19 protein-coding genes are annotated in these 24,460 nt (G+C 65.0%); 6 read left to right on the forward strand and 13 right to left on the reverse strand.

What is annotated here, in order from left to right; all coding sequences use genetic code 11:
* Positions 1 to 380 precede the first annotated feature (380 nt).
* Positions 381 to 1,712 (forward strand): MFS transporter, encoded by a 1,332-nt coding sequence (locus ACIPZB_RS15790; RefSeq protein WP_400641375.1) that lies wholly within the window; start codon positions 381 to 383, stop codon positions 1,710 to 1,712.
* A 117-nt stretch (positions 1,713 to 1,829) separates the two neighbouring features.
* Here the strand turns inward: ACIPZB_RS15790 and ACIPZB_RS15795 are convergent, their stop codons facing one another.
* Genes ACIPZB_RS15795 through ACIPZB_RS15805 form a run of 3 tightly spaced genes read right to left on the reverse strand, consistent with a single transcriptional unit; the run spans position 1,830 to position 7,432 of the window.
* Positions 1,830 to 4,967, reverse strand: a complete 3,138-nt coding sequence (locus ACIPZB_RS15795; protein WP_400641376.1) for a CusA/CzcA family heavy metal efflux RND transporter — start codon at positions 4,965 to 4,967, stop codon at positions 1,830 to 1,832.
* 16 nt (positions 4,968 to 4,983) lie between these two features.
* The gene (locus ACIPZB_RS15800) at positions 4,984 to 6,186 is read right to left on the reverse strand and encodes an efflux RND transporter periplasmic adaptor subunit (RefSeq protein ID WP_400641378.1); all 1,203 of its coding nucleotides are present in this window, start codon (positions 6,184 to 6,186) and stop codon (positions 4,984 to 4,986) included.
* Entirely contained in the window at positions 6,179 to 7,432 is a 1,254-nt protein-coding gene (locus ACIPZB_RS15805; RefSeq protein ID WP_400641380.1) for a TolC family protein, read from the reverse strand. The genes ACIPZB_RS15800 and ACIPZB_RS15805 overlap by 8 nt, the downstream gene beginning before the upstream one ends.
* 201 nt (positions 7,433 to 7,633) lie before the next feature.
* Here ACIPZB_RS15805 and aroQ point away from each other — a divergent pair, with 201 nt between their 5' ends.
* Entirely contained in the window at positions 7,634 to 8,083 is a 450-nt protein-coding gene (gene aroQ, locus ACIPZB_RS15810; protein ID WP_400641382.1) for a type II 3-dehydroquinate dehydratase, read from the forward strand.
* Positions 8,080 to 8,928 (forward strand): shikimate dehydrogenase, encoded by an 849-nt coding sequence (locus ACIPZB_RS15815; RefSeq protein ID WP_400641383.1) that lies wholly within the window; start codon positions 8,080 to 8,082, stop codon positions 8,926 to 8,928. Before aroQ ends, ACIPZB_RS15815 begins: the two co-directional genes overlap by 4 nt.
* Before the next feature lie 115 nt (positions 8,929 to 9,043).
* Here ACIPZB_RS15815 and ACIPZB_RS15820 read toward each other — a convergent pair whose 3' ends face one another.
* Positions 9,044 to 9,577: a thioredoxin family protein gene (locus ACIPZB_RS15820; protein ID WP_400641385.1), complete on the reverse strand. Its 534-nt coding sequence runs from the start codon at positions 9,575 to 9,577 to the stop codon at positions 9,044 to 9,046.
* A complete protein-coding gene (locus tag ACIPZB_RS15825) occupies positions 9,567 to 9,842 on the reverse strand; it encodes a DUF2790 domain-containing protein (RefSeq protein WP_008092731.1) in 276 nt (91 codons plus the stop codon). The genes ACIPZB_RS15820 and ACIPZB_RS15825 overlap by 11 nt, the downstream gene beginning before the upstream one ends.
* Positions 9,843 to 10,060: 218 nt before the next feature.
* Between ACIPZB_RS15825 and ACIPZB_RS15830 the strand changes: the two genes are divergently transcribed.
* The 3 genes from ACIPZB_RS15830 (at position 10,061) to ACIPZB_RS15840 (ending at position 12,780) form a co-directional block, all read left to right on the forward strand.
* Positions 10,061 to 10,801 (forward strand): response regulator, encoded by a 741-nt coding sequence (locus ACIPZB_RS15830; protein WP_008092733.1) that lies wholly within the window; start codon positions 10,061 to 10,063, stop codon positions 10,799 to 10,801.
* Positions 10,798 to 12,081: a sensor histidine kinase gene (locus ACIPZB_RS15835; RefSeq protein WP_400641388.1), complete on the forward strand. Its 1,284-nt coding sequence runs from the start codon at positions 10,798 to 10,800 to the stop codon at positions 12,079 to 12,081. Before ACIPZB_RS15830 ends, ACIPZB_RS15835 begins: the two co-directional genes overlap by 4 nt.
* A 207-nt stretch (positions 12,082 to 12,288) precedes the next feature.
* Positions 12,289 to 12,780, forward strand: coding sequence for a DoxX family protein (locus ACIPZB_RS15840; RefSeq protein ID WP_400641390.1), 492 nt, complete (start codon positions 12,289 to 12,291; stop codon positions 12,778 to 12,780).
* A 13-nt stretch (positions 12,781 to 12,793) separates the two neighbouring features.
* On the opposite strand, the gene ACIPZB_RS15845 is transcribed toward ACIPZB_RS15840, so the two are convergent.
* The 8 genes from ACIPZB_RS15845 to ACIPZB_RS15880 form a co-directional block, all read right to left on the reverse strand.
* Complete coding sequence (locus tag ACIPZB_RS15845) at positions 12,794 to 13,348, reverse strand: DUF4174 domain-containing protein (RefSeq protein ID WP_400641392.1); 555 nt, start codon at positions 13,346 to 13,348, stop codon at positions 12,794 to 12,796.
* A 186-nt stretch (positions 13,349 to 13,534) separates the two neighbouring features.
* The gene (locus tag ACIPZB_RS15850; RefSeq protein WP_400641394.1) at positions 13,535 to 17,977 is read right to left on the reverse strand and encodes an NEL-type E3 ubiquitin ligase domain-containing protein; all 4,443 of its coding nucleotides are present in this window, start codon (positions 17,975 to 17,977) and stop codon (positions 13,535 to 13,537) included.
* Between the two features lie 77 nt (positions 17,978 to 18,054).
* Complete coding sequence (locus tag ACIPZB_RS15855) at positions 18,055 to 20,415, reverse strand: DNA polymerase II (RefSeq protein WP_400641396.1); 2,361 nt, start codon at positions 20,413 to 20,415, stop codon at positions 18,055 to 18,057.
* 847 nt (positions 20,416 to 21,262) lie between these two features.
* Positions 21,263 to 21,814 (reverse strand): glutathione peroxidase, encoded by a 552-nt coding sequence (locus ACIPZB_RS15860; protein WP_400641398.1) that lies wholly within the window; start codon positions 21,812 to 21,814, stop codon positions 21,263 to 21,265.
* 46 nt (positions 21,815 to 21,860) lie between these two features.
* Positions 21,861 to 21,983 (reverse strand): hypothetical protein, encoded by a 123-nt coding sequence (locus ACIPZB_RS15865; RefSeq protein ID WP_400641400.1) that lies wholly within the window; start codon positions 21,981 to 21,983, stop codon positions 21,861 to 21,863.
* Positions 21,980 to 23,182, reverse strand: a complete 1,203-nt coding sequence (locus ACIPZB_RS15870; protein ID WP_400641402.1) for an MFS transporter — start codon at positions 23,180 to 23,182, stop codon at positions 21,980 to 21,982. Before ACIPZB_RS15870 ends, ACIPZB_RS15865 begins: the two co-directional genes overlap by 4 nt.
* A gap of 63 nt (positions 23,183 to 23,245) precedes the next feature.
* Positions 23,246 to 23,650, reverse strand: coding sequence for a MarR family winged helix-turn-helix transcriptional regulator (locus tag ACIPZB_RS15875; protein ID WP_400641404.1), 405 nt, complete (start codon positions 23,648 to 23,650; stop codon positions 23,246 to 23,248).
* Between the two features lie 74 nt (positions 23,651 to 23,724).
* The gene (locus ACIPZB_RS15880) at positions 23,725 to 24,459 is read right to left on the reverse strand and encodes an adenosylcobinamide-GDP ribazoletransferase (protein WP_400641406.1); all 735 of its coding nucleotides are present in this window, start codon (positions 24,457 to 24,459) and stop codon (positions 23,725 to 23,727) included.
* Position 24,460 lies beyond the last annotated feature (1 nt).

Genomic DNA, 24,460 nt, shown 5'->3' on the forward strand with positions numbered 1-24,460 from the left:
GGCCCTATCGCTGGCAAGCCAGCTCCCACAGGTGCAACACAGGCTTTGAGAGCTGGGGTGTATCTGTTCTGGCCCTATCGCTGGCAAGCCAGCTCCCACAGGTGCAACACAGGCTTTGAGAGCTGGGGTGTATCTGTTCTGGCCCTATCGCTGGCAAGCCAGCTCCTACAGGTACATCACAGGCTTTGAGAGCTGTGGTGTACCTGTGGGAGCCGGCTTGCCGGCGATAGGGCCAGCACGGTCAAAACAGATATCCTGATGTCGCCCACAAAGAAGCGCAACCCCGCACACCCCGGTCTACTGCCTGAAACAACAACGATGACGCGGCCGTGACCACGTCACGTCCCTTCAGGCTGCCTATGGAACCGGAGCACCTGCACATGTCCGCATCTCATGAGGTATCCCCCACCACGCTACGCCGCGTCATCGCCGCCTCGGCCATCGGCAACTTCGTCGAATGGTTCGACTTCGCCGTGTACGGCTTTCTCGCCACACTCATCGCCAGCCAGTTCTTCCCCAGCGGCGATGCCAACGTGGCGCTGCTCAAGACCTTCGCCGTGTTCGCCGTGGCCTTCGCCCTGCGGCCACTGGGCGGCATCGTGTTCGGTGCCCTGGGCGACCGGCTCGGGCGCAAGCGCATCCTGTCCCTCACCATCCTGCTGATGGCAGGCTCCACCACACTGATCGGCCTGCTGCCCACCTACGCCAGCATCGGCCTCGCCGCCCCGGCGCTGCTGACCCTGGCGCGCTGCCTGCAGGGCTTTTCCGCCGGCGGCGAGTATGCCGGGGCCTGCGCCTACCTGATGGAACATGCGCCGCGCAACCGACGCGCGTTCTATGGCAGCTTCGTGCCGGTCTCGACCTTCTCGGCCTTCGCCTGCGCAGCCGTGATCGCCTATGGCCTGGAAGCCAGCCTGTCGGCCGAAGCGATGAGCGCCTGGGGCTGGCGCATTCCGTTCCTGGTGGCCGCACCGCTGGGGCTGGTGGGCCTGTACCTGCGCTGGCGGATGGAAGAAACCCCGGCCTTCCGCCAAGCCCTGGCCGAAGGCAAGGCCCATGAACACTCGCCACTCAAGGAAACCCTGCGCAGCCATGGCCGCACCATCCGCAACCTGGGGGCGTTCATTTCGTTGACGGCGTTGTCGTTCTACATGTTCACCACCTACTTCGCCACCTACCTGCAACTGGTCGGCAACCTGACCCGCGCCCAGTCGCTGCTGGTGACCACCGTGGCGCTGCTGTTCGCCGCGGTCGGCTGCCCGCTGGCCGGGGCGTTCTCGGACCGCGTCGGGCGGCGCAAGACCATTGGCTTTACCTGCCTGTGGGTGATGGTCTGTGTGTTCCCCGCGTATTGGCTGGCCAGCTCCGGCTCGATGTCGGGGGCGCTGCTGGGGGTGATCCTGCTGGCGGTGGGTGCGCTGTGCAGTGGGGTGGTCACGGCGGCGCTGCTGTCGGAGAGTTTCCCGACCCGCACTCGGTATACCGCTTCGGCCATTACTTACAACGTGGCCTACACGCTGTTTGGCGGTACTGCGCCGCTGGTGGCGACCTGGTTGATCGGGTTGACCGGCAGCAGCCTGGCGCCGGCGTTCTACCTGGTGGTGATTGCTTTGGTGGCGCTGGTGGGGGGGTTGGCGTTGCCGGAGACGGCGCGGATTTCGTTGCATGACGAGCCGGGGGGCGATGGGCACCGGCAGGCTGCTCGGGTTTGAAATGGGGGCTGCTTTGCAGCCCAATCGCCGGCAAGCCGGCTCCCACAGGGACCGCAGCGCTGCAAAATCCTGTGGGAGACGGCTTGCCGGCGATTGGGCCGCAAAGCGGCCCCTGCTTCACACCTCCTCGCGCCGGTACGCCCACTGATACAGCGCCGGCAACACCAGCAAGGTCAGCGCCGTCGACGACAGGATCCCACCAATCACCACCGTCGCCAGCGGCCGCTGGACCTCGGCACCGGTGCCGGTGGCCAGGGCCATCGGGATGAACCCCAGTGACGCCACCAAGGCGGTCATCAGCACCGGCCGCAAGCGCGTCAGCGCCCCCTCCTCGACCGCCACCCTCACGCTGCGGCCCTCCTCACGCAGGCTACGGATGAAGGCAATCATCACCAGGCCATTGAGCACCGCCACCCCGGACAAGGCGATAAAACCCACCCCTGCGGAAATCGACAGTGGAATGTCACGCAGCCACAGCGCCAGCACCCCGCCGGTCAAGGCGAAGGGAATGCCCGTGAACACCAGCAGACCATCCTTGAGGTTGTTGAACATCATCAGCAGCAGCGCCATGACCAGCAGCAACGCCACCGGCACTACCACCTGCAGGCGCTCGGCCGCCGACTGCAACTGCTCGAACTGGCCGCCCCAGCGGGTCCAGTAGCCGGGCGGTATCGCCACTTGCTCGCGCAACGCCAGCTCGGCCTGCTCGACGAACGAGCCCAAGTCACGCCCGCGCACGTTGGCACTGACCACCACCACCCGCTTGCCATCCTCGCGGCTGACCTGGTTCGGCCCCAGTTGCAGGTTCAGCGTGGCGACTTGCGCCAACGGAATGAAACCGATTTGCGCAGCCCCGGCCGAGGCGCTTGCGGGGACGGGAATCAGCAGGCTGGACAAGCCATCGACATCGGTGCGCAACGCCTCGGGCAGGCGCACGACCATGTCGAAGCGGCGATCGCCCTGGTACAGCGTGCCCGCCGTGCGACCGCCAACGGCAATGGCGATGGCGTCCTGCACGTCACCCACATTGAGGCCATGGCGGGCAGCCTTGTCGCGGTCGATATCGATGGTCAGCACCGGCAGACCGGTGGTCTGCTCGACCTTCACTTCCGAAGCGCCCGGCACTTGCTGCAGGCTGCTGGTGATTTGCGCGGCGGTGCGGTTGAGCACGTCCATGTCGTCACCGAACAGCTTGACGGCCACGTCACTGCGCACGCCGGAAATCAGCTCGTTGAAGCGCAGTTGGATTGGTTGCGACAACTCATGGTTGCTGCCCGGCACACTGGCGGCCGCGCGCTGCACTTCGGCGATCAGCGCTTCACGCGACTTGCCAGGGTCCGACCACTGCTCTTGCGGGCGCAACATCACGTAGGCGTCGGAGATGTTCGGCGGCATCGGGTCGGAGGCGATCTCGGCCGTGCCGGTGCGGGCAAACACCCGCTGCACTTCCGGCACCTGGGTGATGATCGCCTGCTCCAGGCGCTGCTGCATGTCCACCGACTGCGACAGGCTGGTGCCCGGCACCCGCAGGGACTGCAGGGCAAAGTCACCCTCGCTGAGGCTGGGGATGAACTCACTGCCCATGCGGCTGGCCATGACCCCGGACATCACTACCAACACGGCCGCCGCGCTGAAGGCCAGCTTGCGCCGGCCCAGCACCCAGGCCAGTACCGGGGCATAGCGCTGGCGCGCGGTGCGCATCACCAGGCCTTCCTCTTCCTTGACCTTGCCGGTGACGAACAGCGCGATGGCCGCGGGCACGAAGGTCACCGACAGGATCATGGCACCCAGCAGCGCAATCACTACGGTGAAGGCCATGGGGTGGAACATCTTGCCCTCGACGCCCGTCAGGGCAAAGATCGGCAGGTAAACCACCATGATGATCAACTGGCCGTAGATCAGCGGTCGGCGAGCCTCGCGGGCCGCAGCGAACACCTCGTGGAAGCGCTCGCTGCGGGTCAGCATGCGGCCATGGCGCTGCTGGGCATGGGCCAGGCGGCGGATGGCGTTCTCGACGATCACCACCGCGCCGTCGACGATGATGCCGAAATCGAGCGCGCCAAGGCTCATCAGGTTGGCGCTGACCTTGTTGCTGAACATGCCGGTGAAGGTGAACAGCATCGACAGCGGAATGACCATGGCGGTAATCAGCGCCGCGCGGATGTTGCCGAGGAACAGGAACAACACGGCAATCACCAGGATCGCGCCTTCGACCAGGTTCTTCTTGACCGTGGCGATGGCCTTTTCGACCAAGTGGGTGCGGTCGTACACCGTCACCGCCACCACCCCTTTGGGCAGGTTGCGGTTGATGTCCACCAGCTTGGCCGCCACCGCCTGGGACACCGTGCGGCTGTTCTCGCCGATCAGCATGAACACCGTACCCAGCACCACCTCGCGACCGTTCTCGGTGGCAGCGCCCGAGCGCAGCTCCTGGCCCAGGCCGACCTGGGCGACATGGCTGACGCGAATCGGCGTGCCATCGGCCGTGGAGATGACGATGTTGGCGATGTCCTCGGCCGTGGCCACCTGCCCCGGCACGCGGATCAGCAATTGCTCGCCGTTGCGCTCGATATAGCCCGCGCCAACGTTGGCGTTGTTGCGTTCAAGGGCGCCGATCAAGTCGTTGAGGGTCAGCTTGTAGGCTGCCAGGCGCTTGGGCTCCGGCGCGATCAGGTACTGCTTGGCATGGCCGCCGATGCTGTTGACCTCGGCCACCCCTGGCACGTTGCGCAGCTGCGGCTTGATGATCCAGTCCTGGATCTCGCGCAGGTCGGTGGCCGTGTACGGTGTACCGTCATCCTTGAGCGCGCCCTCTTCGGCCTCGACCGTCCACAGGAAGATCTCCCCAAGGCCGGTGGAAATGGGCCCCATGCCGGACTCGATGCCTTCGGGCAACTGCGCCCGGGCGACCTGCAGGCGTTCGTTGACCAGTTGGCGGGCGAAGAACAGATCGGTGCCGTCATCGAAGATCACCGTTACCTGGGACAGCCCGGAGCGCGACAGCGAGCGGGTCTGCTTGAGCCCCGGCAGGCCGGCCATGGCGGTCTCGATAGCGTAGGTAATGCGCTGTTCGGTTTCCAGCGGCGAGTAGCCGGGCGCGGCGGTGTTGATCTGCACCTGGACGTTGGTGATGTCGGGCACCGCGTCGATGGGCAGTTTCTGGTAGCTGTGGATACCCACGGCCGCCATCAGCACCACGGCGAGCATCACCACCAGGCGTTGCTCGATGGCGAATTGAATCAGGCGTTCGAACATGCAAGCGTCCCCGCAATCAATGGCTGTGCTCGGCGGAGCCTTTACCAAGCTCCGACTTGAGGACGAAGCTGCCGGCAGCAGCCACCTGGGTGCCGGCGTCCAGGCCGGCGGTGATCTCTACCTGGCCGGCGTCGCGACGGCCGGTCTGCACGGGGCGCGCCTCGAAGCCCTCCTCGGTACGGGCGAACACCACGGTCTGATCCTCCCAGCTCTGCAATGCGCTCTGCGGCACCACCACGGCGGCGTTGACGCGCTCGGTGCTGACCGCGATGGAGACGAACAACCCAGGGCGCCAGGCGCCGTCCGGGTTGGCCAGGGTGGCGCGGGCGGTGGCGGCGCGGTTCTGCTCGCCGAGCAGGCTGCCGACGTAGTTGATCTGGCCCTCGACCTGGGCGCCCAGGTCCGGCGCGCTGACGATCACGCTGCGCCCGGTGGTGACCTTGGCCAGGTCGCGCGGCGCGACGGCGAACGTGGCCCAGACCCGACTCAGGTCGGACAGGGTGAAGGCGTTGCTGGTCTCATCGACCACCTCACCCACGGTCAGGTGCTTTTCCACCACCACCGCATCGAACGGCGCGCGTAACTCGTAGCGGTTGCCGCTGCCGGCCGGGCCCACCGCGGCGACTTTCTGCCGGGCATTGGCCAGGGCGATTTCGGCTTCCTGCAGCGCCTGACGGGCCTGCAGGTAGTCCTGTTCGGCACTGATGCGTTCCTGCCACAGCTGTCGCTCGCGCTCAAAAGTGAGCCGCGCCAGCTCCAGGCGGCGCTGGGCGGCCATTTGCTCGCTGCGCAGGTCGGAGATCTGCTGGCTGGCGATCACCGCCAGCACCTGGCCGCGCTTGACCGCCTGGCCCAGGTTGGCCTGCACCGATTCGACCACGCCAGGCACGCGGGGCACCACGTGGGCGGTGTGGTCTTCATCGAAACGGATCTCGCCGGGGAAGCTGATGGCGCTGCTCATCTCGGCCGGAGCCGCAGCCGCCAGTTGGATGCCGGCCGCTTTGATCTGGGTGCCGGACAGGTGAACCTTGCCCTCTTCTTCCTGGTGCGCCTGGGCGCTCGCTTCGCCATGGGCATGGTTGTCTTCGGCGTGCTCATGGCTGTCTTCGGCGTGGTCATCGTGCTTGCCCTGGCCGAGGTTGCCGGTCCAGGCCAGGCCGCCAAAGCCGAGCACGGCGACGGCAGCCGCCAGGAGGGCGAGCTTGCGTGGGTTATTCATGGTTGCTCCTGCTGATCGTTGTATTGCTCAAAGCCGCTACGTCGCCATAGATGCGCTCGACCTGCGCCCGCGCATCGGTCGCCTGGGCCAGTGCCTCCAGGTACAGCGCGCGCGCCTCGATCAGCGTGCGCTGGGCATCGAGCACATCGAGGAAGGCGAACTTGCCCATTTCGAAACCGCGGGTGGCGATGTCCACGGCCTGCTGCGCCGACGGCAGGATGGTGCGGTCGTAGTCCTCCACGTCCTGCAGCGCCGTGCGCCACTGACTGACGGCGCTGCGGGTTTCGCTGCGCAGGCGCAATTCCACGGCATTGCGCAGGTCACGCGCCTGGTCGGCGCGGCGCGCGGCGGCCAGCACATTGCCCTGGTTGCGGTCGAACAGTGGCAAGGGCATGGACAGCCCGACCACGTTGACCCGCTCGCGGTCTTCGCGGCTGTACTGGCTGCCGAGGCTGACGGTCAGGTCGGGGATACGCTGGGCCTTTTCCGACCCCAGCGACGCGTCGCCACGTTCGATCTGGGCGGCGGCCAGGCGCCATTCGGCGGTCTGTTCGAGCTGAGCGAGCAAGGCCGCTGCGCTGGGGGCCGCGCCAGGGGAAAGGTCAGCGGCCTGCACCTCCCGGAACGCCGCCAGCGGGCTGCCGGTCAGCCGTGCCAGGGCCTGGAAGGCCACCGTGCGCTGGGTTTCGGCGCGGCGCACTTCGGCGTGTGCCTGGGCCAGCTGAACCTGAGCGCGGGTGGCTTCCACCGGGGAGGACTGGCCGGCGGTCACTCGCCCCTGCACCACTTTCAGGCCGCGCGCGGTAAGCGCCTGCGACTGCTGCGCCAGCTCCACCGCAGTCTGCGCGCGCAAGGCGGTATGGAAGGCCTGGACCACGTCGGCGCGCAAGCCGTTGCGTTGGCGTTGCAGGTCGAGCTGGGCGATGGTCTGGCCGCTGCTGGCCACGGCGATGCGCGCACCGCGCTTGCCACCGAGCTCCAGCGCCTGGCTGAGGGTGACCGTGGTGGTGCTGGTGTCGCGGCGGGTGTCTTCGACCTCCCAGGACAGCTCCGGGTTGGGGACCAGCCCGGCCTGGCGCCGCTCGCCTTCGGCGATGCCGATCTCGCGGCCGGCGGCAGCCAGCTCGGGGTTGTTGGCAAAGGCGGCAGACAGCGCTTCGGGCAGGCTCAAGCCCTGCCCGGCCTGGGCGCTGGCGGTGGCCGCGAGCACCAGGCAGAGCACGGCGATCTTGCGGGGGATGGGCACTTCAAAAGTCCTCGTCGGCGAGCGTTGCCGGAGGACTGTAGGGAGGCGTGGTTATCAGGGCGGTGGCTGGGACATTACAATTTTGTCATCTCGCTTTTGCCTGGGTTCGATAATCGCCCACTTACCGGACGGGTCCGATTGACGAAACTAACCGGGTAGTACAAAGATAGGCGCATCCAAAAACAACAAAGCGATGTTGCCATGAAGCCCCTTATTCTCGTGCTCAACGGCCCCAACCTGAACATGCTGGGCACCCGCGAACCCACCCAGTACGGCCATGAAACCCTCGCCGACCTGGCCCAGGGCTGCGCCGACACGGCCCAGGCACAGGGCCTGCAGATCGAGTTCCGCCAGACCAACCACGAAGGCGAACTGATCGACTGGATCCACGCCGCGCGCGGCCGCTGCGCGGGCATCCTGATCAATCCCGGCGCCTGGACCCACACCTCGGTGGCCATCCGCGATGCGCTGGTGGCCAGTGAGCTGCCGGTGATCGAAGTGCACCTGTCCAACGTGCACAAGCGCGAGCCCTTCCGCCACCTGTCGTTCGTCTCGTCGATCGCCATTGGCGTGATCTGCGGCCTCGGCAGCCAGGGCTACCGCATGGCCCTCAGCCACTTCGCCGAGCTGTTGCAGGAGCACGCCGCATGACCCAGCCCACCATCCTTGCCGGTTTGATCGGCCGTGGCATCCAGCTGTCGCGCACCCCTGCCCTGCACGAGCACGAGGGCGATGCACAGGCGCTGCGCTACCTCTACCGCCTGATCGATGCCGACCAGCTGCAGCTCGATGACAGCGCCCTGCCCCAGTTGCTCGACGCCGCGCAGCGCACCGGGTTCACCGGGCTGAATATCACCTACCCGTTCAAGCAGGCGATCCTGCCCCTGCTCGACGAGCTGTCGGACGAGGCACGCGGTATCGGCGCGGTGAACACCGTGGTGCTCAAGGACGGCAAGCGGGTCGGCCACAACACCGACTGCCTGGGTTTTGCCGAAGGCTTGCGCCGTGGCCTGCCGGATGTGGCACGACGCCAAGTGGTGCAACTGGGTGCGGGCGGTGCAGGCTCCGCGGTGGCCCATGCGCTGCTGGGTGAAGGTGTCGAGAAGCTGGTGCTGTTCGAAGTGGACGCGGCACGGGCGCAGGCGCTGGTGGACAACCTGAACCAGCGTTTCGGCGCCGGCCGAGCGGTGGTCGGCAGCGACCTGGCGGGTGAGCTGGCGGCGGCTGACGGGTTGGTGAATACCACGCCGGTGGGCATGGCCAAGCTGCCGGGCACGCCGCTGCCGGTCGAATGGCTGCATGCACGGCTGTGGGTGGCGGAGATCATCTATTTCCCGCTGGAGACCGAATTGCTGCGGGCGGCACGGGCGTTGGGTTGCCGTACCCTGGATGGCAGCAACATGGCGGTGTTTCAGGCGGTGAAGGCGTTTGAGCTGTTCAGTGGGCGGGAGGCGGATGCGCGGCGGATGCAGGCGCATTTTGCCAGTTTCAGTTGAATCCGCAGCGGCCCTATCGCCGGCAAGCCGGCTCCCACAGGTACAGCACAGGACTCGCTAACTGTGGAGTACCTGTGGGAGCCGGCTTGCCGGCGATAGGGCCCGCACTGACGACTCACCCTTTCTCATCCAGCAACGTCTGTATCACCTTCTCCTGCCCTTCATAATCCCCCTCGCCAAAGTGCACATGCCGCACCTGCCCCTGGCGATCGACAAAGTAATGCGCCGGCCAGAACTGGTTACCCCAGGCATTCCACACCTGATGGTCATTGTCCACCGCCACCGGATAGCCGATGCCAAGGCTGGCCACCTTGCGCTTCAATTGCCCGACGTCATGCTCGTAGTCGTACTCCGGCGTATGCACCCCCACCACCACCAGCCCCTGGTCGGCATAGCGCCGGGCCCAGTCATTGACGTGCGGCAGGCTGCGCTGGCAGTTGATGCAGTCCCATGTCCAGAAATCCACCAGCACCACCTTGCCCTTGAGCGCGGGGGCGTCCAGCGGCGGCGAGTTCAGCCACTGGCTGGCACCGGCCAACGACGGCATGGCGCCGTAGCTGTCGCCTGCCAGCAGCTGGCCGGCCAGGCCAAGGCCCACCAGCGCCAAGGCCACGCCGCCCGCCTTCAAGAGCCGACGATCAATTGTCATGGCAACCGCCGGTGGCGTAGGTGCGGTATTCCACACTCTCGTGCTGGCCTTTGGAGTCGAGGTAGTTCAGGCGGGTGTTGACCACGCCACAGGCGTTGCTCTGGTCATCCTTGACCGACAGCACTTTCTTGATGTCCAGGTGATCACCGTAGTGGTACTGCATGACGCCGTCATTGTTCATCGGCGCGGTGGCCGCCTGGGCGGCGATGGCGCCGAAACCGAGTACGGCGATCAGGCTGGCACGGGCGAAGGTCTTTACGTTCATGGCATTTCTCCTGGCATCTTCGAGAGGTGGGGAGTGATGTTCCCCGGTCGAGAGCCATTTCACGCCTGCCAGGTATCTCGTATGTGTCGTTCGTACCGGTGATGTGCTTCCTCCTGTATCTGTGTCAGGGCCAGATACACTGCAATACAAACCCCGGCAGGCAAGCGCGAATGCCCTCGGTACGCTGCGCCCCACTGCCCTTGCACAGGACTCCTGCGATGGAACATGTCGATCACATCCTGATCGTCGACGACGACCGCGAAATCCGCGAGTTGGTCGGCAATTACCTGAAAAAGAACGGCCTGCGCACCAGCATCGTCGCCGACGGGCGGCAGATGCGCGCGTTCCTCGAAGCCAACAGCGTCGACCTGGTGGTGCTCGACATCATGATGCCGGGCGATGATGGCCTGCTGCTGTGCCGCGAGCTGCGCGCCGGCAAGCATCGCAACACGCCGGTGCTGATGCTGACCGCGCGCAACGACGAGACCGACCGCATCATCGGCCTGGAAATGGGCGCCGACGACTACCTGACCAAGCCCTTTTCCGCCCGCGAACTGCTGGCCCGCATCAATGCCGTGCTGCGCCGCACGCGCATGCTGCCGCCCAACCTGACCATCAGCGAAAGCAGCCGCCTGCTGGGCTTTGGCCAGTGGCGCCTGGACACCACCGCGCGCCACCTGCTCGACAGCGAAGGCACCCTGGTGGCCCTGAGCGGTGCCGAGTACCGCCTGCTGCGGGTATTTCTCGACCACCCGCAGCGGGTGCTCAGCCGCGAGCAGCTGCTCAACCTGACCCAGGGCCGCGAGGCGGACATCTTCGACCGCTCCATCGACCTGCTGGTCAGCCGCCTGCGCCAGCGCCTGGGCGACGACGCCCGCGAGCCGAGTTGCATCAAGACCGTGCGCAGCGAGGGCTATGTGTTCTCGCTGCCCGTGCAATTGCTCGAGTCGCCCTCATGAAATGGCCTCGCACCCTGGCTTCGCGCCTGGCACTGATCTTCTTCACCGGGCTGGTGTTGGCCTACGGGCTGTCGTTCAGCCTGCAGGCCTATGAGCGCTATATCAGCAGCCGCTCGATGATGCTCAGCAACCTTGAGCAGGATGTGGCCACCTCGGTGGCCATTCTCGATCGCCTGCCAGCGGCTGAACGGGCCGCCTGGCTGCCGCGCCTGGAACGGCGTACCTACCGCTACCGGCTGGACCAGGGGCTGCCGGGGCAAGCGATGCCGAGCAGCGAACCGCCGATGGCCGCCGAATCGATCGTCAAGGCCATCGGCGACCGCTACCCCCTCACCTTCCAGGATATTCCGGGCCCCAACGCGCACTTCCAGGCGCACTTGCGCCTGGCCGATGGGGCACCGCTGACCATCGATGTCACCCCTTCGCCGGTGCCGGTCGCGCGCTGGCTGCCGCTGGTACTGCTGATCCAGCTGGCCGTGCTGCTGTTCTGTACCTGGCTGGCGGTGCGCCTGGCCATTGGCCCGCTGACGCGCCTGGTGCAGGCGCTGGACACCCTCGACCCGGACAAGCCCGGGGTGCGCCTGGACGAAAGCGGCCCCCGCGAAGTGAAGTATGCCGCCGTCGCCTTCAACGCCCTGCAGGCGCGTATCGCCGCTTACCTCAAGGAGCGCATGCAGCTGCTGGCGGCGATTTCCCACGACTTGCAGACCCCGATCACGCGCATGAAGCTGCGCGTCGAGGTGATGGACGAGGGAGTCGAGAAAGACAAGCTGTGGCATGACCTGAATGCCATGGAGCACCTGGTGCGCGAAGGCGTGGCCTATGCCCGCAGCATGGACATCAACACCGAGCCGCCGTGCCGGATCAACCTCGACGCCTTCCTCGACAGCCTGGTGTTCGACTACCAGGACAGCGGCGCCCAGGTGGAGCGCCAAGGCAGCACCGATAGCCTGCTGGAAACCCGCCCGCATGCCCTGCGCCGGGTGCTGGTCAACCTGGTGGACAATGCCTTGAAGTTTGCCGGCAAGGCTCAGCTGGAGGTGAGCCGCGAACAAGGGCATACCGTGATCCGGGTGCTCGACGACGGCCCGGGGATTCCGGCCGAAGAACTGGGCGAGGTGCTCAAGCCGTTCTATCGGGTAGAGAGTTCGCGTAATCGCAGTACCGGGGGCACAGGGTTGGGGCTGGCGATTGCCCACCAACTGATCCAGGCCATGGGGGGGCGACTGACCTTGAGCAATCGTCAGAGCGGCGGGCTTTGCGCACAGATCGAGTTGTGATGAAAGGCTGATGACGCTATCGCCGGCAAGCCGGCTCCCACAGGAATATCACTCGCTGTAGCTGTGGGAGCCGGCTTGCCGGCGATGGGGCCATTCGGTACACCCAATCATTACAGTCGGATACACAACCCCACCCCCTTCGACACACTGCAGATACCCCTTCCCCGCAAACTCCCGGCCACACACCCTCACACCGGGAGACACGCCATGACCACCCTGACCCGCACCTTCACCACCCTCGACCGCGCCGGCAGCTGGAGCGCCGACCTGCCGCTACGGCTGTTCCTGGCCTGGGAGTTCTTCGAGTCGGGCGTTGAGAAATTCAATGGCAGCAACTGGTTCAGTGACCTGCAGTCCAGCTTCCCATTCCCCTTCAGCGCACTGCCGCCGGAGCTGAACTGGCAGCTGTCGATGTGGGCCGAGCTGGTGCTGCCCCTGCTACTGCTGCTGGGCCTGGGCACGCGGCTGGCCGCCGCGGGGCTGATGGTGGTCACCGTGGTGGCCATCGCCGCCGTGCACTGGCCAGCGCATTGGTCGAGCCTGGCGGAACTGGCGCAGGGCTACGCCATTACCGATCGGGGCTTCGGCAACTTCAAACTGCCGCTGATCTACCTTGTGGCACTGCTGCCCTTACTCCTCAAAGGATCGGGGCGACTGAGCCTGGACCACTGGCTCAGGTCCCGTGTGCTGACCCACTGATACGCCGCTGCGGTCAATCTTCAAGCGGTTTGGGGGGCGCTGCAGGTTTTGCCGGCTTGGCGGGTTTGCTGTCCTTGGCCTTTGGCTCGGGAACAGCAGCCGCCACCGGCTCAGGTGCTGTTACCGCTTTCTCGGTGGCCGGCAGCTCATCGACTGCCTTGAGGATGGCCTGGGGGTCGATCTTCTCGCCCGTGTCGTCATCCTTGAGTACGTGCCGCTCGCCGTCCTTGCCCACCAGGATCACCTTGGTGCCCTTGCTGGCACCCAACTTGAGCTCGCGGATCAAGGCCATGGTGGTCTGCTGTTCGAGGTTCTTGTCCTCGCGCTTGCCCATCATGTTGGCGACGCTGTACACCACCAGCCCACGCTCCTTGAAAGCGGCCTGGGTGGCCGGGTCCTTGAGTGCGTCGTTGAGGCCGCGCAGCGTGGGGTCCGCGCTGCTCGGAGCAATGACGACCAACGGCCTGGCCTTGCCCAGTTCCTTGGCCAGAGGTGCGTCACTGTCGGCGGCAAACAGAGGGCCAGCGACAACAAGCAAGGTGGCGAGGGTCAGTGACCGGACGAGCATGCGTATCTCCTTATTCTCTCGATAAACCAAAGACTACAGATCATGGAGAAAGATCCGACGCGGGAGCCTAAACCAGTTGCCTGGGGGTTGCGCGGCTCAAAAGTAACTTTCGATTACCATGACTGGGCTACGACATCTCCGGAAACATTGCAGCCCAGTTAGAGCATAGTTCAAAGCGGCCAGGGGTCAGCTATCGCCAAGCGTGATAGTGCGTGCCCGGCCCATGGCCTCGCGGGTCAGCTGCACCATCACCTCGTGCTCCCTTTGCTGGTTATGGATATGCAGGAGTTCGATGTCATGTTCCATGTTGCCCAGCTCCATGAGCCTTTCCAGTTCGTCATGGATATCCTGCGGAACCGCCAGGCGAGTCGCGAAGGTGGCTTTCAAGTATTGCTGCCAGAACCGCTGCCGCGCCAGGTACTGTGCCAGCCCGTCCACCGACTGCGCCGCGATGACGGCGCGGCGGGCACGACGGATGTCCTGCGGCGTGAGGTTGGGGATTCCCGCATACAGCATGTCATCCCGCTGAATCGGCAGATCAAGCTCGGTGCGCAATGCAATCCTGTAGGCCAGTGCGAATTCGATCGACTCATTGCCCGCACCCGTCCACAAAGCATGCTCAGCGGCCACCTGATCCAGGACATGCAAACGCCATAACTGGCCTCCAAGGTGCAGCAATGCACGTTCGGGTTGGCGCGCCAGTTCACCGTGTCGTGCACGCCAGACCAGCACACGCAGTTCCAGGTCGGTGAACCGAATGGTTGCGTTGTCCTGGCAATCGGTCACCGCCGCATGCTCGAACAGTTCCTGTTTCAAAACATCGTCCCGAAGCATGTATTCGAACATGTCCAGCAAGCGAACAGCGAAGTTCCTGGCAAGCGGATAGGACTTGAAATTGCCCGATGACGTCAGCGCCGCCAGGGTGCTGAAAAAATCGGCGGCGCCTTGTTCCGACTCCAGACGTGTCCACAACGAAGCCATACTGTCGCGGCTGCTGGTGGGTGCAACGTCGAGCCAGCGCAGGCGGTACGGCACGCGATTTTCTTCCAGCCAATGCCAGGTACTCACCTGTTCTGACGGCGTTGCGAACAAATTGCCGAACAGGCTGACTCGCCCCTGTTGCCACAGTTGCGACTGATGGAAATGTTCAGGCAACTCGTAAAGCGAGTTACCTCTGAGATCAAGCGTGTGCAGCTCTGAGCTGTCCATGACGCCGTAAGGGAAGGTGTCCAGCCGTGTTCTGCGCAGGTACAGCGCGTTAAGCCTGGGCATGCCGAAGATCGAGAAGCTTCTGCCCAACGGGTTGAAGGCGAGGTTGAGGTACACCAGCGAGCTGCAGTTGGCCAGGACCAACGCCTGACCTTCATCCAGCGCGATCTGGTTGCCCGAGAGGTCGAGCACTTCCAGTTGCTGGGTGAGCGCCCCTGGCAGCGGCAAACGCCTGAGGCGGCAATTGGTGACTTCCAGGCTGCGCAAGTTGGGGAAGGCGCGCAGGAAGTCGTCCGGAACCGTCTCCAGGCGCAAAGCGCGCAGGGCAAGGATCGAGACATGGGGAAAACTGATGGGCTCCGGGAGGCTCGGCAGGTGCTGCATACGACCGCCTATATGTCCGAACAGGTAGCGTTGTGCCGCCGACGACTCACCCTGCAGCTCGGGGATCAGCCAGCGCCAGCAGTCGATCAGGCCTTTGCGAAATTCGCGCCGGGCGAACAGCTCCAAGGCGGGGAAGGCACCTCGCACCCATTGGTTCAAACGGCTGCGCAGCAAGCTGTACTGCTGCTCCAGGGCCTCCAGCCGCGACTGCGCATCATGCATCTCCAGCCAGCGACCGATCTGCTCGTCGCTGAATGCCGGATACAGGTCACGCAGCCGGGCTTGCAGGGCCCTGGGACTGCGCCCGCCCAGCGTGGCCCAGAACCTGCCGCCACTGAGCGGGTAACCGATTCTGCCGTCGTCAAACCGTAGCGGGGCGAGGACGGTACGATTCGGCCGATCAAGGCCGAGCCAATGCACGATCATGCCCCGCTGGGCGCTGGCATCCGCAGCCAGTTTTTCCCGCAGCGCAGCGGCAAAGGGTTCACCCAGCCCGAGGGAGTCACGCTGCGCAGCGCCATAGGCCTGGGCCAGCACGTCGAACAGCTCGCCCGGCTCGGCCGCGAGTTCGCTGTTGCCGCTGCGCAGGGTGAACAGCCCTGCCCGATGGACCAGATCCAAAGGCGCTGCACCGCCCTCTGTCGTCAGCACAGGGCCGCTGGCGTCGCCGTCGAACAGTCTCCAACCCGGCCCTGCCGCAGCGCCCGGCAAGCGCGCGAGCAGCTGCAGGGCAACTCGGGCAAGGTCGAGGTTCTGCGGCGTGTCGAATACCAGTGCTTCATGCACACGCGCCACGCGAATACCCGTGACCTGAGCCCTGGCAGCCTGCGCCATGAACAGCGGAACCCGTTGCGTCTGCAGCAAGATTTCACGCTCATCCTCGCTGGCAGCGCGCAGCACTTCGTCTGCGGCCAGGCGGTGCAGGCTGGCGAAACCCCTGCGCAGGATCACGCTGCTGTCGGTGTCGGGAAACTGCGCCTCGTACCGCTGCTGCAACAGCACGCGACGCTGGGCCCATATCGCATCGGCCAGCGTCTGGCCTGTTTTTCCAGCTGCTGCATCCAGGCCCATGGCGTGCGTCAGCAATGAAGGATCGGAAACTTCCAGGCCACCGTTCAGTTCATGGGTCAGGCGCTGGATGCGGCTTGCCAGCAGAAGGCGGCTGACTGTATCGGCAACGCCCGCCTCCTCACGCCGACCATAGACGTGCCAGGCACGTAGGTGTTGGTGGTTCAGGCCATGAATAGCCATGACCTGGTCGATCTGTCGGTCATCCAGTTCAGTGTAGGGTTTGCCCAGGCGCCGGAACATCATCGGCGTGTCGTGCCACGCGGCCGGTTGCTCATGCCACAGCCGCCACGCACCCGCGCCATTGTGACGCAACTGCGGGCCATGGCCGCGATAAGGCAGTAATGACCATTGCTCATCGACAGTGTGATGGGTGACCTGGTACCAATCACCTTGCATCTCGACCCAATGGCTATCGCCAGCGCGATGAATGCCCTGCTCGTCCACCACCGCGTCATCGGGTGGCCCTTCGCTGCGGTAGGGTTGCAGGTCGCCGTTCCACAGCTTTTCGCTGCCATCCTCCAGCCGCGCCGTGATCAAGCTGTCTACTCGGCTCCAGGCGCGGCGGGCCAGGGTGACGGTGGCGGCGGTCGCGCCGACCATCGCCACGCCTTTGCCAACGTGCAACAGGTGCTCCAACGCGGCATCACGCTCGTCGTCAAGCCAGTCGGCGACCGCCTGGAAGCACTCTTCCAGCAGCTCGTAGGCCATCACCACCGCCAGTAGTGCGCCGAACGCCGGCACGAACAGCCCAGCGATGGCCAGCAGGGTCCAGCCTTCGGCGCGCAAGCGTTTGTCGTGCTGTTCCTGCGCCTGGCGGTCAAGCTGTGCCACGGGTGGCGTGATCATCTCGGCATCGTCCTTGAACTGGGCGATCCAGGCCGCGGCCAGGTGGTCGAACAACGGCAGCGGGTAGCCGGTGGTCTGCTCATCGAGGTCGCGCGTGGCCCAGTCGGGGACGTCATCTAGGCGCTCGCTGATCGCGGAAAAGAACCGCTGGGCGTCGCGGCGACGCACGAAGCGGCTGAAGAATTGCCGGTAGCCTTTGTCGCGCAGGCGCATGCCGAGCACCCGGCGTGCATAGTCGTCCAGGTCCTCACGGGCGCTCCACGCACCTTGCGGGTCACCGGGGACATACACCAATATGCGCTTGATGCTGTTGTAGATCACGCCCGTATCGATCACTTCCAGCACCACGATCCGCTGCATCGAGCAACCGAACAGTTTGAGTCGCCGGGCTTGTACCGGTGCACCTTCGACCCAGCCCGGACGGTTGTCGCGGCACAGGCCGACCACCAGTTGCAGCTCGGCCTCGCTCAGCACACCCTGTGCCTTGGCCTGCAAGGCATCGGCCAGCATGCCGTAGCGCTGGAAATCGGCCAGCGACGCCTTGACGCTGTGCTGATCGGTTGGCTGTAGCAAGATGGCGTCCAGATGGTCCTGATACTGTTGGCCCAGATCCAGGTCCCGGCACAGCCCGGCAAAGGCCAGTGCGGACAGTTCCGCCTGCCTGCTCCCCTGAATGTCCACCACTGCGTTGCGCCGGGGCTGCTCGCTGCACTCATCCTCGGTGAAGTTGTAGAGCGCGGCCTCCAGCAAGGGCAATTCGTAACAGTCGCTGTCCTGAACGGGCAAGCGGCCGGCCAGGTAGCTGACCGTAGGGGACGTGTAGGCGTACCACCGGCGAAAGTACAACTGATCGACCTGGAGCCGACCGTGACGGTCGAGCGCCTGTTGCAGCAATGGCCTGGCGAAGTCGTCGATGCGCCGCACCCGTGCAAACGCCGCCGCCAGCGCTTGGCGACAGACCATGAGCTTGCGCAGGGCATCGCCCAGCACGGTGAATTCGGCTTCGCTCAGCAAGGCCATCCAGCTGGGCAGGCGCTTGGCGATCACCTGATCCTGATAGGCCTGCGCAACGGCAAGGGTATCGACTTCAGCCGACGGCTGCGGGGTGTTGTCCTGCATGGCTACCTCCAAAGTGCGTGTCGGCACGAGGCTAGGCAATGCAGGGCAACGACGGCGGCTAGCTATCTAGCACCCACTCAGAACAGCAGCAGCTGGCGATCGGTGAGGCGGCTGAAGTCATCGTTGACGAAGGGCAGGATCGCATCTGCCACGGGCTGCAGCTGGCGGCTCAGGTAATGTTGGTAATCGATCTGCGCGTGCAGGTTCTCCAGCGGCTGCGGGCCGGCGGTGGTGATGACGTAGCTGATCCAGCCGCCGCGTTGGTACTGCAGCGGGCGCCCCAGGCGCTGGTTGAATTCGTCGGCCAGGCGCGCCGCTCGCACATGGGGCGGCACATTGCGCTGGTAGTCGGCCAACGGCCGACGCAGGCGCTTGCGGTACACCAGCAGCTCGTCCTGCTCGCCGGCCAGGGTGCGCCGCACGTACTCGCACAGGTAGTCGCGATAAGGCTCGCCGCGAAAGACCCGACCATAGAGTTCCTGCTGGAACTGGCGGGCCAGGGGCGACCAGTCGGTGCGCACCGACTCGAGGCCTTTGTAGACCATTTCCTCAGTGCCATCGGCGCGCCGCACCAGGCCCGCGTAGCGTTTCTTGCTGCCCTCGTCGGTGCCACGGATGGTCGGCATCAGGAAGCGCCGGTAATGCACTTCGTACTGCAGCTCCAGCGCGCTTTCCAGTTTCATGGTGTCGCGCAGGTGCTGGCGCCACCACTGGTTGACCTCGGCCACCAGCGCGCGCCCGATACGGGTGGCGGCCTCCTCGTCATGGGCGCCCTTGAGCCAGACGAAGGTGGAGTCGGTATCGCCGTAGATCACATCGAAGCCACGCGCTTCGATCAGGGCGCGGGTCTGACGCATGATCTGGTGCCCGCGCATGGTGATCGAGGATGCCAGGCGCGGGTCGAAGAAGCGGCAGCCGCTGGAGCCCAGCACGCCGTAGAAGGCGTTCATGATGATCTTCAGCGCCTGCGACAAGGCCGCGTTGCCGTCGCGCTTGGCCGCCTCCCTGCCCTGCCATACGCGCTCGACGATGGCTGGCAGGCAATGCTGGCTGCGCGAGAAACGCCCGCCCCTGAAGCCTTCGACCGAGTGCTCGTCATCGGGCTGGCGCAAGCCTTCGACCAGGCCCACCGGGTCGATCAGGAAGGTGCGGATGATCGACGGGTACAGGCTCTTGTAGTCCAGCACCAGCACCGAGTCATATAGCCCCGGGCGCGAGTCCATGACAAAACCGCCGGGGCTTGCCTCATCCGGGCGGCTGCCCAGGTTGGGGGCGACGAACCCCATCCGGTGCATGTGTGGGATGTACAGGTGACAGAACGCCGCCACCGAGCCGCCGCTGCGATCCACCGCCAGCCCGGTGACGGCGGCGCGCTCGAGCAGGAAGTCCAGCAGGCGGGTGTGGGCGAAGATGCGGGTGACCAGCTCGCAGTCCTTGAGGTTGTAGCGGGCCAGCGCGGGCTTGTCCTCGGCGAACATGCGGTTGATCTCGTCCATGCGCTGGTACGGCGTGTCGATGGCCTTGCCCTCGCCGAGCAGGGTCTGCGCGACGTTTTCGAGGCTGAACGAGGGGAAGCTCCAGGTGGCCGAGCGCAGCGCTTCGATGCCGTCGATCAGCAGGCGGCCTGGGGCATCGGCGAACACGTGGCCGCCGTTGGCGTGGGCACGCAGGGTCATGGGCGCACCCTCGCGACCGAGGGCCAGCGGCACCTGCAGTTGCTTGGCATGTTCGTGCAGCAGGCGCAGGTCGAACTGCACCAGGTTCCAGCCGATGATCGCGTCCGGATCGTGCTGGGCCAGCCATTGGTTGAGGCACACCAGCAGTGCTGCGCGGTCATGGCAGTAGTGCAGGTCGAAATCGAGGCTTTCGGGGGCGTTGGCGGCTGGGCCGAGCATGTACACCTGGCGTTGGCCGCAGCCTTCGAGGGCGATGCTGTAGAGCTCGCCGCGTTCGCTGGTTTCGATGTCCAGCGACACCAGGCGCAGGGGTGGGCGGTAGTCGCTGGTGGGTTTGAGCTGGGCATCGCAGAGCACGCCGTGGGCATCGGGCGTGCCGGTAAACTGCACCGCGGCGGTGATGAAGCGCTCCATCAGGTAGCGTTCTGGGGGGCGGATGTCGGCCTCGAAGACGTCGATACCGGCGCTGCGCATTCGTTGTTCGAGTTGCATGAGCTGGCGGTGTTGGCGGGTGTAGAGGCCGACCATGGGGCGTTGTTCGAAGTCGCGCAGGCGCAGGGGCTTGAGTTGGGCGCCGGCTTCGTCAGTGAGTAGCAGGCGTGCGTGTTCGGCCTGCGCCTGGGGCAGGAAGGCGACCGACTCCTGGGGTGCCAGGCGCACCCGACGTGGTCCTTGGTCGGTGGCGAGCCAGAACTCCACGCAGGTGCCTTCGGGCGTGTCATACCAGTGCCGGGTCAGGACAAAGCCCTGCTGCAATTCCACGGTTACCTCGAATCATCACTTTGCCATTAGCGACGATTCTACCGCCCAGCCCTACATTTAGCTTTCGCTCTTGCTGTTGCTCTTGCTGTTGCTCTTGCTGTTGCTCTTGCTGTTGCTCTTGCCGTTGCTCTTGCTTCTGGTGCGCGCAAGTTCAGTCACCGCAAATTGCGACGTCAGGAGGCCGAGCGGAGGTCTTGCGGAGGGAGGCGACGGGCATGGATGCCCGTCGAGCGCTGGGCCCCAGGATGGGGCCTGCAGCGCGGTCCTCCCGGGAGCAAGACCGGAGCGAGGGGACCCCGGAGCGAAGCGTAGGGGCCGGATGTAGGAGCGGCGGTTTTTGGTTACTTTTTGCCAAGACAAAAAGTAACCCGCCGTAAGGGCGGAAAGGTGAGTGGGGGTCGCTGCAGCAAACGGATATGCCCGAGAACCTCTGAACCACTACGTGAACCTTTGGCTTTTGGCTTTTGGCTTTTGGCTTTTGGCTTTCAAGACGAGTGAATATCCATTTGCCAAGGCGGCGCAAAGTCACCTTTCCGCCCTTACGGCGGGTTACTTTTTTTCTTGGAAAAAAGTAACCAAAAACCGCCTGCTCCCACATCCGGCCCCTCCGCTTCGCTCCGGGGTCCCCTCACTCCGGTCTTGCTCCCGGGAGGACCGCGCTGCAGGCCCCATCCTGGGGCCCAGCGCTCGACGGGCATCCATGCCCGTCGCCTCCCTCCGCAAGCCCTCCGTTCGGCCTCCTGAAGTCGCACTCTGCGGCGCCTGGACTATCGCGCGCTTAGAAGCAAAAGCCGAAGCAAGAGCAAGAGCAAGAGCAAGAGCTGGAGCTAAAACACTGGTTCAGCAGTCAGGGTTGCGATGCAATCGCCTTTTCGATCGCCGACCGGAACTCCGGATCATCAGGCTTGGTCAGGCTGGAGAAGTTGCCGATTACCTTGCCCTTGCGATCCACCACATACTTGTAGAAATTCCACTTCGGCGCACTGCTTTGCTGCGCCAGCTCCACAAACAGCGGAATCGCATCCTTGCCCCTCACCGCCTGCGTCTTGGTCATGGTGAACGTCACACCATAATTGGCATAACAGACCTTGGCAGTCTTTTCCGCGTCAGCATCTTCCTGCTTGAAGTCATTCGAAGGCACACCGAGCATCTCCAAACCCTGCTCGTGATATTCCTTGTACGTCGCCTCAAGCCCCTCGAACTGCGGCGCAAAACCGCAATAGCTGGCCGTGTTGACCACCACTAAAGGCTTGCCGGCAAAGCGCTGGCACAGGTCGACCTGCTCCTTGCCGCGCAGCTCGGGCAAACTGCCCTGCAACAGCGCCGGGCAATCGGCAGCCCAGCTCGAAGTGGCGGTAAGCAAAGCCAGCAATGGCATCGTCAACCAGTGGGTACGCATCAAAGGTTTCTCCTGCAAGACAGTCCTTGAGCTTGCAGGGTAGCGCTTAACAAACACCCATGCCCAGCTGCATCAACGCCAACCCACCCCGGTGCCAGCCCCACCACACCAGCACCAAGGCCATCACCGCGGCCGCCAGCAGCAGCCCGCGGGCCAGGTAGCGGTTCATGCGGCTTGCGCTTGCAGGCGAGCGATCGGGCGCTCGCGCACCGGCCAGTTGAGGGCAGCAGCCAGCAGACTGAGCAGGATCGAGATCTGCCAGACCAGGTCGTAGTTGCCGGCCTGGTCATACACCACACCGCCCAGCCAGCCGCCCAGGAAGGCGCCCAGCTGGTGGAACAGGAACACGATGCCACCGAGCATGGACAAGTTGCGCACGCCAAATACCGTAGCCACCGTGCCGTTGGTCAAAGGCACGGTCGACAGCCACAGCAGGCCCATGGCAATGCCAAAGAGGTAGGCACTGACTTCACTCACCGGTGCCCACAAGAACATGCCAATCACCACCGCCCGCAGCAAGTACAACGCAGTCAACAGGCGCGGCTTGGACATCCGCCCGCCCAGCCAACCGGCGGTGTAGGTGCCAACGATGTTGAACAGCCCGACCAGCGCCAGCACCGTGGTGCCGGTGGTCGCCGGCAGATGCTGGTCGACCAGGTAGGCCGGCAGGTGTACGCCGATGAACACCACCTGGAAACCACAGACGAAGAAGCCCAGCGCCAGCAGCCAGAAGCCGGAATGCGAACAGGCCTCGCGCAGGGCCTGGCCCAGCGTCTGCTCGGCACCGTGGCTCGGCAGCGGGCGATCACGCAGCAGACCGACAAAAGGTACGATCAACGCCACCAACAGGCCCAGCACCAGCAACGCGGCCGACCAGCCCAGCCATTCGATCAGCCCGAGGGTGCCCGGCAGCATGGCGAACTGGCCAAACGAACCGGCGGCGCTGGCAATGCCCATGGCCATGCTACGCTTTTCTGCCGGTACGGCCCGGCCAACCACACCCAGAATGACCGAGAACGACGTGCCGGACAGGCCAATACCAATCAGCAGGCCTGCACTGAGCGACAGCGACCAGGCCGAATCGGCCGTACTCATCAACAACAAGCCAGCGGCATAGAGGATGCCACCGATGATGACCACCCGCGCCGCGCCAAGGCGATCGGCCAGGGCCCCAGCAAAGGGTTGGGCCAGGCCCCAGATCAGGTTCTGCAGGGCAATGGCGAAGGCGAACACCTCGCGGCCCCAGCCAAAATCGGCGCTCATCGGCGCCAGAAAGAGGCCGAAGCCGTGCCGGACACCCAGTGACAGCGCCAGGATCAATGCCGCCCCTACCAGAATCCACCCGCTGGTTCGCCACACCGAAGTCATTGTCGTTATCTCCAGCACATCGCAAGGTTATGCGGGTATATACCCGCGTTCAATCGAAGCCGATCAGGCCAGCCGCTCCAGCAAGCGCACCAATGCATCACGCTGCCCTTCGCCCAAGTGCTCCACCAACGACGCCTGCGCGTGCTCCCATGCCGGATGGGCGAGCCGCAGGCGCGCCGCCCCCGCCTCGGTCAACAGCACCACGCGGTTACGCTGGTCATCACCGTCAGCCAAGGCCACCAAGCCTTCGGCCTCCAGCACCCGCAGGTTCCGACCCAGGGTGCTGCGCTCCAGGCCCATGGCCTCGGCCAGCGTGGTGATACTGGGGCGATCGAGCCGCTGCAGATGGCGCAGCAAGGAAAACTGGGCAACGTTGATGCCGAAGCCCGCCAGGGCCTCGTCGTAGTGTCGGCTTACCCCGCGGGCGGCACGACGCAAATGGGTGCAGATGCATTCACTGGTCAACATGGTTACGTGTATATACCCGCAACCTGGATGTTGCAAGAAGTTTCATGGCACCCGGCGCTGACGAAAAACCAGGCTCAAAGCGTGAGCGCCAGCCCCAGCAGCACCGTGAGCTCCAGTAATTCCAGCAGAGCCCCGGCAGTGTCCCCGGTCGTCCCGCCCAAGCGCTGGCACATCAGTCGTCGCAACCAGCAAAACACCCCAAGCGCCGCCAGCATCGCCCAGGCCGAGCCCCACCCAGCAAAGACAAGGCACCCCAACACGCTGGCCAGCAGCACCCAAGCGGCTGCATGCCGTGGCAGGTGCTCGGCCAAGGCCTGCCCCAGGCCGCCCGGGCGCACGTAGGGCGTGCAAAGGAACAAGCCAAGCATCGCTGCCCGCCCCACCACCGGCGCCAGCACCAGCAACGCACCCGCGTCGCGCTCGACCAGCACCCACAAGGCGCAGAATTTCAGCAGCAACACCAGCACCAGGGTGACCACGGCCATCGGCCCGCTGCGTGGGTCTTTCATGATCTGCAGCGTGCGCTCCCGGTCGCCGAACCCGCCCAGCCAGGCATCGGCGCTGTCAGCCAGGCCATCCAGGTGCAAGGCCCCACTGAGCAATACCCACAGTGTCAGCAGCAAGGCCGCCTGCAGCGGCGCCGGCGCCCCTTGCAGCAGGTGACTGGCGAACCACAGCAGCAGGCCGAACAGCAGCCCCACCAAGGGGTAATACAGCAACGAACGCCCCATTTGTTGCGGCTCGGGCATACCCGGCAAACGTACCGGCAGGCTGCTGAGGAACTGCAAGGCGATCCAGAAAGGCAGCATC

Source organism: Pseudomonas sp. NPDC089396 (assembly GCF_044749545.1).
Taxonomy (GTDB): Bacteria; Pseudomonadota; Gammaproteobacteria; order Pseudomonadales; family Pseudomonadaceae; genus Aquipseudomonas.